Raw genomic sequence first — 14,509 nt, 5'->3', positions numbered from 1 at the left:
GAATTTAGTTATAAGAAACAAACTCCATCATCCCCTAATGGCATCCCCCCTCTCAAAGGAAAAGGCCTTACAGGGTAAATCTGCCTATACCTTGCTGTAATTCTTCTGCTACTGCATTCAAACGCTCGACAGATTGGCCAATTTCCTGGATGGCTTGAAGTTGCTCCTTGGTTGCCTTCACCACTGTTTGCGCATCAAGTGAGGCATGCTTGGCAATGTTATGCATTTCATCCACAGAGGCACTCACCTGTTGGGAGCCTGCTGACATTTGTTCAGATGCTGCGGATACTTCCAAAATGTGTGCTGCCACGTTTCGGGAGGATTCCAAAATATGCCCAAAAATATCGCGAACCTCTTCGACCAATTGAATACCATGCACGGCATTTTGGTTGCCCTCGTTCATGACCTCTACCGCATGACGAGTATCCTGCTGGATTTCCCCGATCAGCATGGCGATTTTGGATGCCGATTCTTCGGATTGGTTCGCCAGTTTTTTCACTTCTCCAGCAACCACGGCAAAACCACGTCCATGCTCGCCAGCGCGTGCTGCTTCGATCGATGCGTTCAACGCCAACAAGTTAATTTGCGAGGTCAACTGACTGATCGTATCGAGAATTCCTTCGATTTCTTTGGAGCGATTGTTTAGCTGCTCGATGGCTACCGTCGCCTTCGATGTTCCCTCGCCAATGCTTCCCATCTGACGAACCGCTTGCTCTACCACGGCTGTCCCTTGCTCAGCCTGCTCTGTTGCTATCTGGGCAGCCTCTGAAACATGTGCGGACGTCTCCGCGATTTTTACGATGCCAGCAGCCATGTCATTCATGGACAAGGCGACATCCTGCGAGCTGGTGGCCTGTGCCTCGGCTCCCTCAGAAATCTGAGCGATAGACATTCCGATTCGATTAATGTTTTCCGTCGCTTGTTTAATGCCTGCAGACACTTCCTGACTAAAGCCCTGTACCTGATCTGACGACAGCGAAACGCCTTCGATCAAATTTTTCAAGTGCGATACGGTTTGGTTAAAGTCGCGCGACAGAACTGCAATCTCATCTTTTCCTTCAACAGTTACCGTCTCAGCCAAATTCCCCTGTGCCACTATATTTACAGCTTGATTCAGACGCTCAATTGGTTTGACCATGCGCACAGCCAAGATATAAACCAGAACAACACCAATAGCCAGCACGATGAGAGATATGACCATCAATTGCATCGACAGCGCATCAACCGGAGCATGCAGCTCAGCGATCGGTGCAGTGATGTAAACGCCCCAGTTCAGATTGGTAGGAGCATAGGAAACAAACCGCTCTGTATTCTCCCATTTGTACTGAGCGATTCCATGGTTCCCCTTCTTGATATCTTCAAAGGCTGTTTGAAGTTCGAGAACGCCCATGTTAAGAATCGATTCCTTCAGAATGTACTCGCTCGTCGGATGGTAAATGAAAGTCCCCGTTTTGCTTACTAAAAAAGCGTAGCCATTTTGCCCAAATTTCTCTTGGGACACCTTTTCCTGAATTTCATCGATCGGTATGGTGGAACCGATATAACCGTATTGACGATTGTCTTTCATCAGCGGAACGACAAGCGTCACGATGTTATTCCCTGTCCGTTTAGAAACCACAGGCTCAGATACGACAACTTTGCCTTCCCCTTTGTTGGCTTCAATAATATGCGGCCGATCCGAAATATCGGTCACTTCTCCCTTGAAGTTGATCACTTTCTTACCAGTCAAATCATGTGAAAAAAAGAAAGTCTCAAACTGCGGATTTTTCTTCTGGGCTGTTTGAATCAGCTTCAGGTCTTGTTCGAAATTGTTATCTTCAGAGATCATCCCTCCAACCGCTCTTACAATTTCAATTTTTTCCTGCATGAAACTATCGATTCGATTCGAGAGGTTACTGGCTGACAACTCAGCTTCTTTGTCCAGACTGTCTGCCAGTAGATTGGAAGCACTCCAATAGCTTGCACCGCAAACTGTGCCCAAACTTATGACCAACAGCAAGCACAAAACGATAATTAGCTTATTCTTCAAACTATTTTTCATACCGAACCACTTCTCCCTTCTCTTCTTTTCAACAAAAAAAAGACTGCCCACCGACAGTCCATCATGACTACGGTATGGCAACCCGGCTGTCCTAGCTGCGAAAATCATAGATTTTCGTCCTTAGACCCGTGGCTTTGCGTCCCTGCTTTTCAGCAGGTTTGCCTTTGTCATTCCTTGTTGGTTTTTAATTAAAGTCCACATTTTTCAATCTCACCTTTCTTTTCCCATAATTTCTCGGTTATAAACCAAAAAAATGAAAAAAACTGACAACCTTTTACAGGTGTCAGCTTTTTGTCAAACTTTTTGATTAGCTTAATCCGATCACATGTCCATCCTCGTCTACATATAACGATTCCGCAGCCGGCTTTTTCGGGAGGCCTGGCATCGTAACCAAGCTTCCGGTCAACGCCACAATAAAACCAGCTCCAGCCGAAATACGCACTTCACTGACTTGAATGGTGAAGTCAACAGGCGCCCCCAACAGATCGGCACGGTCCGTAAAGGAATAAGGCGTTTTTGCCATGCACACAGGCAGATGGGACATGCCCATTTCTTCTACCTTTTGCATCGTTTTCAACGCAAGCGGTGAAAAGACTACCCCTGATCCGCGGTAAACCTCTTTCACAACCGTCTCAATCTTGTCTTTTATGCTGAGGTCTTCCTCATACAAGAAACGGAAGGATGATGGACGCTCTGCTGCGCGTGTAACCTTCTCAGCCAGATCCACGCCGCCCGCTCCTCCTTCTGCCCATACCTTGGAGAGTGCCGCTTCGGCTCCGGCCGCTTGGCACAGTGCGATTACGGCATCGATCTCTGCCTGCGTATCCGTAGCAAAATGATTGATGGCAACCACTGCTGGCACACCGAACTTCTGGAGGTTTTCCAGATGTCGCTTGACGTTTTCGAAGCCTTTTTCCAGAGCAGACAAATTCTCCACTGCCAGGTCAGGTACTTTGACCCCGCCGTTGAATTTCAAGGACCGGACCGTAATCACCACAACAGCAGCCGATGGAGTCAGTCCTGCTTTTCTGCACTTGATGTCAAAAAACTTCTCCGCTCCCAGATCAGCACCGAAGCCCGCCTCTGTGACGACGTAATCCGCCAGCTTCAAAGCCGTCTTGGTTCCGATCACACTGCTGCACCCATGCGCAATATTGGCAAAAGGCCCGCCGTGAATGATGACCGGAGTCCCCTCGATTGTCTGTACAAGGTTTGGCTTGATCGCCTCCTTCAAGAGAACGCACATCGCTTCTACCGCATTGATTTCTTCCGCCCGTACTGGCTGATCATCGAAATCGTAGCCAATAATGATATGATTCAACCGCTCGCGCAAGTCTGCCAGATTCTCACTCAAGCACATAATCGCCATGATTTCCGATGCGGTCGTAATCATGAAGCCATCCTCACGCGTCATCCCATTGCCGTCACCCAAGCCGACAACAATGTTGCGCAGAGCGCGGTCATTCATGTCCATCGCCCGTTTCCAGACGATTTTCTTTGGATTGAGCCCGCGCGGATTGCCATGGAAAATATGATTGTCGATCATCGCTGCCAACAAGTTATGGGCAGCGGTGATCGCATGAATGTCCCCAGTAAAATGCAGGTTAATTTCATCTGCCGGGAGAATTTGCGCCTGCCCGCTTCCGGTTGCGCCTCCTTTGATCCCCATGCAAGGACCCAAGGACGGCTCGCGAAGCGCTGCAATTGTTTTCTTCCCGAGATAATTTAATGATTGTGACAGACCAATCGTCGTGAGCGTCTTGCCTGCCCCCGCCGGATTAGGGTTCATCGCTGTAACAAGAATCAGTTTGCCATCTGGGCGATCCTTCACTTGCTCCCATAGCTCATCTGATAGTTTGGCCTTATACTTTCCGTATAGCTCCAAATGCTCTTCTTCGATACCTGCAATCTTGGCAATTTCAACAATCGACTTCATGTTTGCCTCCCTGCCACACCAGAATATAATGCACCAGTTACCAATCTTCTACATTCTGCATCATCGTCCTTTCTCCTTTCCTCTTCGACACATTACGCAAAAGAAAAAGCCCACATTCCGACAAACGTTCAGAATGCAGACTTTGTTTTATTTTCCGAAAATTTTTCCCGGATTCAAAATGCCGTTCGGGTCCAGTACATGCTTCATGGTTTGCATGACGTCCAGTGCTTCTCCGTGTTCCTTGCGCTGGTATTTGATTTTCCCCACACCCACACCATGCTCTCCGGTGCAGGTGCCTCCCCGACTCAATGCGTATTCCACCAGATGGGCATTTACTTCCTCAGCACGTGCCACTTCTTCGGGATCAGTCAGATCTATCATCAGGATCGCGTGATAGTTCCCATCGCCGACATGGCCTGCAATTGCTCCATCAAGGCCAGCGCGATCAATGGCTAGTCTCGCGTCCACCACAGCTCCTGCCAGCTCGGAAATAGGCAAGCAGACATCTGTTACCATCAGCTTTTTGCCCGGCGATTTGTGCAGGAATGCATAAGCCAGGTTATGACGCGCATCCCAGAGCTGTGCCCTTGCCTTCGAATCGGTTTCAAACAAAAACTCCGTGCAGTGATGCCCCGCTGCAATGTTTTGGGCAAATTCGATATCATATCCCAGGCCCTGTTCACTGCCGTGAAACTCGATAAAGAGCGTAGGCGCTTCCGGGTAGCTCGTTTCCTTGTAAAGATTCACTTGCTGGATCGACCTCTCATCGACCAGCTCGATACGTGCTACCTGTATACCTGCTCCGAGAATATCCACGACTGTATCGACAGCATCCTGAACCGTCGGGAAGCTGGCACGTGCTGCCATCGTCGCCTCCGGGATTCCATAGACGCGCAAGGTCAGCTCTGTAAAAACGCCAAGCGTCCCTTCTGAACCGACAAACAGTCCTGTCAGGTGATAGCCTGAGGAGGATTTGGCAGTCATGCTTCCTGTACGAATGATACGACCATCAGCCGTCACTACCTCCAGATCGCGTACCTGATCTCGCATCACGCCATAGCGGACAGAGGTGGTTCCACTGGCATTCGTCGCAGCCATTCCACCCAGAGTCGCATCCGCACCAGGATCGACGGAGAAAAACAATCCGTGCTTTTTCAATTCTTTATTGAGCTGGGTACGCGTCACGCCCGGCTGGACCCTCACGAGGAAATCCTTCGGCCGAACCTCCAGTACCTGGTTCATCAAGGAAAAATCCATGCTGATTCCACCCTCATAAGGAATCGCGTGGCCTTCCAGACTGGTCCCCAATCCAAACGGTGTTACTGCAATGCGATTATCGTTGGCCAGCTTCATGATGTGACTGACTTCCTCTGCCGTCTGCGGAAACACCACTACATCCGGTAGATGCGGCGTATGGTACGACTCATCATGGCTGTGGTGCTCCAGCATCGTAGGATTGGTCGAGACCCGCTCTTCTCCAAGCAGTCCCACTAACGCTTGCTTGTAATCCACGTTGGTTCCCCCTCGTTACTTGCTCAAGTTGACCAGGAATAAGCTAATTTCAGGAATGTATGTGATGAGCAGCAAATCGACGATCATAATGATCAAAAACGGAATTACCGCTCGCTCAATCTCCGTATTCTGGAGCTTCGCAATATTTCCTGCTACCAACAAATTGATTCCAACCGGCGGAGTCAGCATGCCAATGGCAGAGTTGACGACCATGATCACCCCGAATAGCACAGGATCAATGCCCAAAGAAGTCGCGATCGGCAGCAGGATGGGCGTCAGGAGAATGATCGTAACCGCCGTTTCCATGAATGTCCCCAAAATAAGCAGTAAAATGTTGATGATGAGCAACGTAATGATCGTGCTGTCGGTAATCCCCAGCATGAATTGCGCAATTTCCTGCGGGATGTTTTCTCTCGTCATTAGATAACCAAATGCATTCGCAGTCGCGATAATGAGCATGATAACCGCTGTCATACTGGCAGCGCCCGTGAATATTTCCCCCAAGTCCTTCCACTTGATCTCTCGATAGACGAAAAGACCAACAACCAGACCGTAAATAACCGCTACGACCGCTGCTTCTGTAGGAGTAAAGATGGCTCCGTATATACCGCCGAGGATAATGATCGGCATGAGTATCGCCAAAATTGCGTCCTTGAATGCCAGCCAAATCTCTTGTGGCGTATGCTTCTCTCCGCCGCCCCAGCCGTTTTTCTTACTGATCCAATACGAATACAGGATCAGCGAGATCGCCACGAGAACGCCCGGCCCGATCCCGGCAATAAACAAGTCACTAATCGAGGCACTCGCTGCTACCCCGTATAAGACCATCGGCACGCTCGGAGGAATCATGACACCGATCGTTCCACCTGTTGCATGCAAGGCCGCAGAAAACCGGACATTATACCCTTTTTTGACCATGTGCGGGATCAAAATTCCCCCTACGGCTGCCGTCGTCGCTGCAGAAGAACCCGAAATAGCGGCAAAAAAGGTACACCCCATGACCGCCACTATTGCCAATCCTCCTGGCAGATTCCCGACAATCGTATTCGCAAAGCGAATCAGTCTGGCCGAGATTCCCCCTGTTTCCATCAGCTTTCCTGCCAGGAGGAAGAACGGGATCGCCATCAGCGGGAACGAATCTGTCCCGTTGAACATTTTCTGAATGACAACCAGAAGAGGGATGTTTCCCTCCAGCATAAACACGACAACTACTGATAACCCCAATGCAACCGCAATCGGTACGTTTAGGATCAGGAGAACCAACAGTGTCAAAAACAATATCGTACCCACAATCTGGTCACTCCTTCCCGGTAATGTCTTTCCACGTCACATGGATCACGTTCATGATGAGCAGAGCACCGCTGATCGGAATCACCATGTAAACATAGCCCATGGGAACGAGCAGAGTGGGTGAGGTTTGTGTCATGCTTCTCGCTGACAACAAGTAGCCTTGCTGAACCATGACGAGGAAGAAGATCAGACTAAACAAAGCGGCCACAACCAGCACCACTTTGTTCATGCGAGGCGACAAGTATTTTTGAATGTATTCCGTACCGATGTGTGCCTTGATGGCCATCGCGTACGCTGATCCGAGAAACGTAATCCAGATTAGCAAATACCGAGCCAATTCCTCCGTCCAGGCCAAGGGCTGATCGAGCAAAAATCGGAAAAGCACCTGCAGGAAGACAGCGATCACCATAATGGCTAGAAGAGCAATGATGAACAAACGAAGAACGCTGTTTATTTTGGTAACCAGGTTGCCCACACACAATCTCCTTTCGCAGGAAAAAGGGGAGAAAAGCCAGAGTGGCCCCTCTCCCTTCTGCCGTTTATTTCGTATTCACAATTTGATCCACCAGCTCTTTGCCGAACTGACCGGAAAACTTGTCATAGACAGGCTTCATCGCATCGCGGAAGGCTTGCTTGTCCACGTCCTCGGTAATGACTACACCTTTTGCCTGAATATTGGAGATGGCCTCTTCTTCCATCTTGATCATCAATTCTCGCTCGTACTGACCCGCTTTTTTGGCTTCTTCGGCAAGAAGCTGCTGGACATCTGCCGGGAGCTTGTCCCATACAGGCTTGCTGAACAAGATCATCGCTGCGGAATAAACATGTCCGGTCAAGGCCATTTGCGTCTGCTTCGATTCATAGAGCTTGTAGGTCTGTGCCACGATCGCCGGATTTTCCTGGGCATCTACGACGCCTTGTTGCAGCGCCGTCAGCGCTTCTGTCCAAGCCATTGGTGTCGGCTTCGCTCCCAATGCTTCGAATGCTGCCAGATGGATCGGATTTTCCTGCGTGCGTATCTTCATCCCGGCCACATCCTCAGGCTTCTTGATCACCTTCGTTCCGTTCGTAATATGGCGGAAGCCGTTTTCAGCCCATGCCAGCCCGACCAGATTGGCATTCTCCAGATCTTTGAGCAGATCCTGTCCGACTTGTCCGTCGAGCACCTTGTACGCTTGCTCACGGCTCTCAAACAGGAACGGGAGATCAAGTACACCCAGCTTCGGGTGGAAGTTCATCACAGGCGCAGTCGAGGTAATCGACATATCAGCCGTTCCAAAGGTCAACGCCTCTGTCAATTCACGCTCCGCTCCTAATTGGCTCAGCGGATACACCTCAATTTTCACTTTCCCGTTCGAGCGCTTGTCGACGTCCTCCGCCATTTTTTTCAATGCCAAATGGTACGGATGATCCTCCGTCAACGAATGCCCTGCTTTGAAAACATAGCTTTGTCCGTCACTTTTCGGTGCTTCTGTCCCTCCGGCTTGTCCCGCAGGCTGGGCAGTCTGTTGAGCGCCGCCTCCTCCACACGCCGCCAGTAATAAAGAAACAGACATGATGCCAGCCAGTACGTAGCTCCACTTCTTCCGAAACATGCGATAGTACCTCCTGTTGATCATTCGTTATTTTTTAAATATATTTAATAATATGAAAATTTTATACATTTGACTAGATGCCTCTTCCCCCGTCTACATTCATGACCTCGCCCGTGACGATTTTCGATAGATCAGAAGCCAAATAGATAGCTGCCTGCGCAATATCCTCAGGCTGAATCAACATACCCAATGGCACGCTGCTGATGAAAATATCTTTTTTCCCTGCCTCTACCTCCGCTGCATCTCCATTGATGAACTTGCCCAGCATTGGCGTCTCTGCTGGCCCTGGATTGATAACATTGACCCGAATTTGATAGGGAGCGAGCTCAATCGCCAGTGCCTTGCTCAACATGATTGCAGCTCCCTTGGACGCGCAGTACGCATTCAGCCCTGGACGCGCACGAATCCCGGCAATCGAAGCAATGTTGATGATGCTCCCTTTCCCCTTCTCCTTCATGTGGGGAACCGCATGCCTTGTCGTCAAAAAGATCGACTTCGTGTTCACAGACATGATGCGATCCCACTGCTCCAAGGTCAGCTCCTCAATGGGTGTAAACGCTTGGGGAACGCCCGCACAATTGACCAGGACATTTATCGAGCCGAATGCTTCGAGCGATTCCTTGATGAGTGCAGCGACGCTCTGATCGTCAGCCACATCGGTTTGCACCGCATGGCAACTCCCTTCTGGCAGCTCTTGCGCAACCGCTACTGCCGCCTCTTTGTTCAAATCAGCTAGTATGACGTTCGCTCCCTCGGCCGCGAACAGCTGGGCAATGGCCTTGCCCATTCCGGATGCGGCCCCTGTTACAATCGCTGTTTTCCCTTGCAAAAGCTGTCCTCTCACAGGTTGATCACCACCATTCGTTCTTCCGTCATCTCTTCGACTGCGTAACGCGGGCCTTCCTTGCCCAGTCCGCTGTTCTTCACACCACCGTATGGCATGACGTCATTGCGATAGGTCGATACATCGTTGATTACGACACCACCGTACGCAAGCACGCGTGCCGCTTTCATCGCGATGTTCAAATCACGGGTAAATATCCCCGCCTGCAAGCCGTACTCCGAATCATTGGCTTGTGTAAAAGCATCGTCGAGGTCACTGTACGGAATGATCGTGACGACCGGAGCGAACACTTCCCGGCAAACCACCTTCATCTCTGGCTTCGTATCCACCAACACAGCCGGATAGAAAAGCGCTCCTTCTCGTTTAACAGGCGAGAGTGATCTCGCACCTTGGCTAATCGCTTCCTGTACCCATTCCTCTGTACGGCTCGCTTCTTTTTCACTGATCATCGGTCCCACATCTGTATCCGGGTCTTCCGGGTCGCCTACCTTCAATTGATTAACATGCGAAATATACAAGTCGCTGAACTGTTGCATGACCGATTCATGTACATAAATGCGCTGGACAGCAATGCACGCCTGACCTGCATTGTGAAAGCTGCGAGCGGCTGTTTGACGAGCTGCCAGCTCCAAATCAGCATCGAGGTGCACGATGTTCGGCGAGTTGTTGCCTAACTCCAGCGCAACCGGACGCATGCCACTGCGCTCCTTGATGTGGCGCCCGACTTCTCCTGACCCGGTAAACGTGTACATGGCGATGCGCTCCTCATCCAGAAGCCATTCCCCTACCTGACTGCCAGCTCCCGTCACGATATTCACATAGCCTTTTGGCAAGCCCGCTTCCTCCAGGATCTCCACCAACAGAAAGGTTGCGATAGGCGTAACGGTAGCTGGCTTAACCACCAGCGTATTTCCTGCGGCTAGCGCTGGCGCGATCTTGTGCGTGCTGAGCAGCAATGGATAGTTAAACGGCGTAATCGCACCAATCACTCCCTTTGGCACCCGAATTGTAAAGCCTAGACGGTTTTCCGAGCCCTCTGTCGCTTGCAGCGGAATCATTTCTCCGTGAATCTTCTTGGCTTCCTCTGCCGACAAGCGCAGCGTATTGATCGTCCGATCCAGCTCATTCATCGCGTCCTTGCGCGTTTTGCCTACCTCGCGAATCAAGGATCGCTCCATCTCATCCCGACGTTCCTCCATGAGCTCAGAGGCTTTCAGCAAGATTTTGTATCGTTGAAAAGGAGTCAATTTGTCCGCCTTAAACTTCTCCCACGCAGCTTCCACCGCTTCTGTTACGTGATGCTGCTGGGCCTTGGCAATATGAGCGATGCACTCGCCCGTGTATTTGTGAAGGACGGGAATATAGCTATCGGTTTTCACCCATTCTCCGCCGATGTACAAATCAAACGATCTCGCTTCCATGTCCTCTTCCTCCCTTATATTTATCTCGCTGTGTGATAGATGTGGCGAACGATTTCGTCTCCCAATTGTTTCGTTGTCGCCGTCCCCCCAAGATCAGGAGTAAGTACCTTGCCATCTTGCAGCACGTTTTCGATAGCGTTCATGATAACCGTACTGAGCTCTGGCAGATCAAGATGATCCATCATCATGGCGAGGCTCCAAACTTGGGCGATCGGATTCGCAATTCCTTTGCCCGCGATATCTGGCGCAGAACCGTGAATCGGCTCAAACATGGACGGGTACTGACGCTCTGGATTGATATTCGCGGAAGGAGCCAAGCCCAAACCACCGACAATCGCCGCCCCGAGATCGGTCAAAATGTCCCCGAACAAGTTGCTCGCGACAACGACGTCAAATGTTTCCGGTCGCGTGATGAAATAGGCAGCCAGTGCGTCGATATGATACAGATTGGTCTGGATGCCCGGATACTCCTGACTGACTTCCTTCACGATCTCATCCCAGAACGGCATGGAATGATTGATGCCGTTGGACTTCGTAGCCGCGGTCACGCTCTTTTTCGAACGCTTTTCGGCTAGCGAGTACGCATATTTGAGAATGCGCTCTGTACCGTACCGGGTAAATACGTTGTTTTGCACCGCCATTTCGTATGGTGTGCCTTGGTGCATGCGCCCGCCCATATTGGAATACTCACCTTCCGTATTCTCCCGCACAACGACGAAATCAAGATCGGCATGTCCCTTGTAGCGAAGAGGGCTTTCCAGACCTTTGAGCAGCTTGACCGGGCGAAGGTTCACATATTGCTGGAACGCTCGGCGAATGGGCAAAATCAGCTCCCACACAGACACGTGATCTGGAACCTCCGGCGCACCAATAGCACCAAGCAGGATCAAATCGTAATCTTTTAATATATGTAGTCCATTCTCCGGCATCATCCTGCCGTGTTTGAGATAATAGCTACAGTTCCAGTCCATGACATCTCGGGCAAACCGAATGCCGCCATGGCTCTCTTCTATGGCGCTTACTACCTTCAGGCCCTCGTCCATTACCTCGGGACCGATTCCGTCTCCTGGAATTACTGCAATCGAGTAGTGAAGCAACAGTCTCCCCCCTAAATCATCAAAATTTTTCGACTATATACTTCACTACTCTTGCATGATTAATGCCAAAGTAATTCTATTCCCCACTGACCGGGCAATCCTCTTACATTATCCATCTCCATGTGTCCATGGTCCAAACATTAAGCCAAGCAACGCAACAAAATGTTGCAACATCCCTTGCAACATCCATCATCGCTCCTCTTGATCGATCGTTGCTCCAATCTGGTATTCTTCTATTTTGCGGTACAACGTGTTTCGACCGATTTGCAGCATTTTGGCCGCTCTGCTGACATTGCCACCACTTTTCTCAAGTGCGTTCAGAATGGCTTTTCTCTCTGTTTCGCGCAACGAAGGAACGACATGATCAGACGACTCATCCGAATCCGCTTCTGTCAGTCCCTCCAGCTGGACATGATCGCTATCAATGGTGCCGTCCTCTGCCAAAAAGACCGCCTGAATAAGGACGCCTTGCAGTTCCCGCACATTGCCCGGCCATGAATAAGAACATAGCTTATCCTTTGCCTCTGTGGTCAATATGTACGGCTTTCCTGTATCAATTTGCTGTAAGAGATGCTCGGCCAGCTGAATGATATCACTGCGCTTTTTCAACGACGGCAAATGAATCGAGACCCCTTTGAGCCGGTAGTACAGGTCCGCCCGAAAACGTCCCGCCTTGATTTCCTCTGGCAGATTTCGATGCGTAGCTGCAATGATTCGCGCATAAATGGGTCGAGATTGATTGCTCCCCACCGGGGTGACGACCTTCTCCTGCAACACACGCAGAAGTGCCGCTTGTGCACGCAAAGACATATCCCCGATCTCATCCAAAAAGATCGTGCCTTTTTTCGCCGCCTCAAACTTTCCGATTCTTCCTTCGCGGTGTGCCCCTGTGAATGACCCGCTTTCATATCCGAACAATTCACTCTCGATCAAATTTTCCGGAATCGAACTGCAGTTCACTGCGATAAAAGGCTCATGCGCACGCGGACCTGTCTCATGGACCATTTGAGCGAACAGCTCTTTCCCCGTACCGCTTTCCCCCAAGATGATCACAGGAAAATCTACCTGCGCCGCCTTTTGTCCGAGCAGCTTTGCCTGCAAGAAGAGCGGGCATGAACCAGCTAATCGCGGAAATGGCTTCAGCTGTGCTTTGGGTGCAGCAGACCAGAAGCGCGGACGATGATCTTGCAGATTACGGCCTGCACGCTCTTGTTCTGCATTCAATCTTGTTCCCAGTACTTCCTTTCCGAGCTGCTGTTGCGCGACGCCATTTAAGCCTACAATACGCTCGTCCCGATCCAAGCCAACGAGCGACAGCTTTCCTCGACCATCTCCTGATCGTGATGAAGCGGGTAGTGCAATCACGCGTTCGGCATCCGTTAACAAAAAACGGTTTTGCAGAGCCTCTGCGATCATGCAGGCAATCGTCAGGGCAAACGGATGGGAATACTCTTTTCGCGTACTAATGTCAATGATGCCCAACAGCTCACCCGCAGGAGAAAAAATAGGTGCCGCTGAGCACGTCAGAAAGCGATTTTCCAAGAAGTAGTGCTGGTCTCCCTGCACCTGAATCGGCTGTTGCGCAATCAGGGCTGTCCCAATCGCATTGGTTCCCTTGTAATTTTCTGTCCAGTTCGCTCCGATTTGCAGCTGTACTTTTTGCGCCTGGTTGGCGAAGACCGGGTCCCCAATTGTTTGAATAATATTTCCTTCCCGGTCAGACAAGAGTGCGATGTGCTCTGTCGATAACAAAAAGGGAGCAAGCTTGTTAAAAAGCGGGAGACTTTCTCGAATCAGAGGGTGATTTTCCTGAATGATTTCTTTGATTCGTCGGGCAGAAATGATTTGGTCATTGCTCTTCTCCGTAGCCTTGAGGTTCGATTCCTGACAGCGCTTCCAAGATTGCTGAACAATCGTCGACAACACGATTCCCTCCCCCAAAAATCATTCCCCCTCAGTATAACACGAGAGACTTTGTCACAGAAAAAACCAGTCGAAACAACACGTACACATTTGTCCAACTGGCTATGATTTATCTAAACCTTCTTGCATAGAAGAATTCCGTAATCGGCGCCACAATGAACGTCAAACCGACAACGACTGCCAAAGGTATATTTTGAATGTCATTGAGTGAGGTAACACCTTCCGTTAGAAACAAGATACCAGCAGATAGCACCATGAGCGCATAGTATCCGATTCGCGCACTTTGTGTCTTGATATGCTTGTCTAGCTCGTCATTCTCACTGTATTTCCCACCCTCGTAGTCTCCCCATGTGATCGAGTTCAGCAAGTACGACAGCGCAATGCAACCGAAAATGATCGTGCTTACATCCAGCATCTCATAACGAACCCAACGATAGCCCCCGTACCCCGCAATCGCCAACAGTAGGATCGCGGATACAATCACATTGAACTTTTTCATAGCTTCTCTCACTCCTCACCGTATGGTTGAAACAGCTCGTCAATTGTAACCCCTAAGTTCCTCGCCAAATCAAAAGCTAATTGCAAGCTCGGATCGTATTTGTTGTTCTCTATCGCATTGATGGTCTGCCTGCTGACATTGCATAGCTCAGCCAGCTTGCCTTGCGAGATGTTCCCCTTTTCTCGAAATTCCTTTATTCGATTTTTCATAGTAGACGTTCACCTTCCATACACGGATGGGTGTAAAAAACCTTTTACACCCCAACTATAGAACATGACAGTAGAATGTGTCAAACATGTTTTACACCCCCAAGCCGTAATCGGTCATTTTCCGACACACATTTGCTCTTTT

The 14,509-nt window shown here is 50.0% G+C and carries 12 protein-coding genes and 1 riboswitch; all 12 genes read right to left on the bottom strand.

Annotation, left to right across the window (positions count from 1 at the left end; all coding sequences use genetic code 11):
• Nucleotides 1-67 precede the first annotated feature (67 nt).
• A complete protein-coding gene (locus AB1L17_RS21765; RefSeq protein ID WP_412847214.1) occupies nucleotides 68-2,041 on the bottom strand; it encodes a methyl-accepting chemotaxis protein in 1,974 nt (657 codons plus the stop codon).
• Between the two features lie 73 nt (nucleotides 2,042-2,114).
• A riboswitch (cyclic di-GMP riboswitch) is annotated at nucleotides 2,115-2,214 on the bottom strand.
• Between the two features lie 134 nt (nucleotides 2,215-2,348).
• The gene (locus AB1L17_RS21760; protein WP_412847213.1) at nucleotides 2,349-3,977 is read right to left on the bottom strand and encodes a formate--tetrahydrofolate ligase; all 1,629 of its coding nucleotides are present in this window, start codon (nucleotides 3,975-3,977) and stop codon (nucleotides 2,349-2,351) included.
• Between the two features lie 147 nt (nucleotides 3,978-4,124).
• Entirely contained in the window at nucleotides 4,125-5,489 is a 1,365-nt protein-coding gene (locus AB1L17_RS21755) for an FAD-binding oxidoreductase (protein ID WP_412847212.1), read from the bottom strand.
• A gap of 15 nt (nucleotides 5,490-5,504) precedes the next feature.
• Nucleotides 5,505-6,779 carry a TRAP transporter large permease gene (locus AB1L17_RS21750; protein WP_412847211.1) on the bottom strand — a complete coding sequence of 425 codons (1,275 nt, stop codon included), beginning with the start codon at nucleotides 6,777-6,779 and terminating at the stop codon, nucleotides 5,505-5,507.
• A gap of 7 nt (nucleotides 6,780-6,786) precedes the next feature.
• The gene (locus tag AB1L17_RS21745; protein WP_412847210.1) at nucleotides 6,787-7,254 is read right to left on the bottom strand and encodes a TRAP transporter small permease; all 468 of its coding nucleotides are present in this window, start codon (nucleotides 7,252-7,254) and stop codon (nucleotides 6,787-6,789) included.
• Between the two features lie 64 nt (nucleotides 7,255-7,318).
• Nucleotides 7,319-8,374: a TRAP transporter substrate-binding protein gene (locus AB1L17_RS21740; RefSeq protein ID WP_412847208.1), complete on the bottom strand. Its 1,056-nt coding sequence runs from the start codon at nucleotides 8,372-8,374 to the stop codon at nucleotides 7,319-7,321.
• A 73-nt stretch (nucleotides 8,375-8,447) separates the two neighbouring features.
• Nucleotides 8,448-9,218 carry an SDR family oxidoreductase gene (locus AB1L17_RS21735; protein WP_412847206.1) on the bottom strand — a complete coding sequence of 257 codons (771 nt, stop codon included), beginning with the start codon at nucleotides 9,216-9,218 and terminating at the stop codon, nucleotides 8,448-8,450.
• A complete protein-coding gene (locus AB1L17_RS21730; protein WP_412847205.1) occupies nucleotides 9,215-10,639 on the bottom strand; it encodes an aldehyde dehydrogenase family protein in 1,425 nt (474 codons plus the stop codon). Before AB1L17_RS21730 ends, AB1L17_RS21735 begins: the two co-directional genes overlap by 4 nt.
• Nucleotides 10,640-10,659: 20 nt before the next feature.
• The gene (locus AB1L17_RS21725; RefSeq protein ID WP_412847204.1) at nucleotides 10,660-11,736 is read right to left on the bottom strand and encodes a tartrate dehydrogenase; all 1,077 of its coding nucleotides are present in this window, start codon (nucleotides 11,734-11,736) and stop codon (nucleotides 10,660-10,662) included.
• 189 nt (nucleotides 11,737-11,925) lie between these two features.
• The gene (locus AB1L17_RS21720) at nucleotides 11,926-13,659 is read right to left on the bottom strand and encodes a sigma-54-dependent Fis family transcriptional regulator (protein WP_412847203.1); all 1,734 of its coding nucleotides are present in this window, start codon (nucleotides 13,657-13,659) and stop codon (nucleotides 11,926-11,928) included.
• A gap of 109 nt (nucleotides 13,660-13,768) precedes the next feature.
• Entirely contained in the window at nucleotides 13,769-14,158 is a 390-nt protein-coding gene (locus AB1L17_RS21715) for a hypothetical protein (RefSeq protein WP_412847202.1), read from the bottom strand.
• 8 nt (nucleotides 14,159-14,166) lie between these two features.
• Nucleotides 14,167-14,367: a helix-turn-helix transcriptional regulator gene (locus tag AB1L17_RS21710; protein WP_412847201.1), complete on the bottom strand. Its 201-nt coding sequence runs from the start codon at nucleotides 14,365-14,367 to the stop codon at nucleotides 14,167-14,169.
• Nucleotides 14,368-14,509 lie beyond the last annotated feature (142 nt).

Source organism: Brevibacillus jepli, assembly GCF_047229145.1.
Lineage (GTDB): Bacteria > Bacillota > Bacilli > Brevibacillales > Brevibacillaceae > Brevibacillus.
The sequence above is the reverse complement of the archived record's forward strand: the minus strand, read 5'-3'. Positions and strand labels throughout refer to the sequence as shown.

Bases quoted from the DNA above. Each gene is read 5' to 3' on its own strand.
- AB1L17_RS21715 (WP_412847202.1), bottom strand. From the start codon at position 14,158: ATGAAAAAGTTCAATGTGATTGTATCCGCGATCCTACTGTTGGCGATT.
- AB1L17_RS21710 (WP_412847201.1), bottom strand. From the start codon at position 14,367: ATGAAAAATCGAATAAAGGAATTTCGAGAAAAGGGGAACATCTCGCAA.
- AB1L17_RS21760 (WP_412847213.1), bottom strand. From the start codon at position 3,977: ATGAAGTCGATTGTTGAAATTGCCAAGATTGCAGGTATCGAAGAAGAG.
- AB1L17_RS21765 (WP_412847214.1), bottom strand. From the start codon at position 2,041: ATGAAAAATAGTTTGAAGAATAAGCTAATTATCGTTTTGTGCTTGCTG.
- AB1L17_RS21740 (WP_412847208.1), bottom strand. From the start codon at position 8,374: ATGTTTCGGAAGAAGTGGAGCTACGTACTGGCTGGCATCATGTCTGTT.
- AB1L17_RS21730 (WP_412847205.1), bottom strand. From the start codon at position 10,639: ATGGAAGCGAGATCGTTTGATTTGTACATCGGCGGAGAATGGGTGAAA.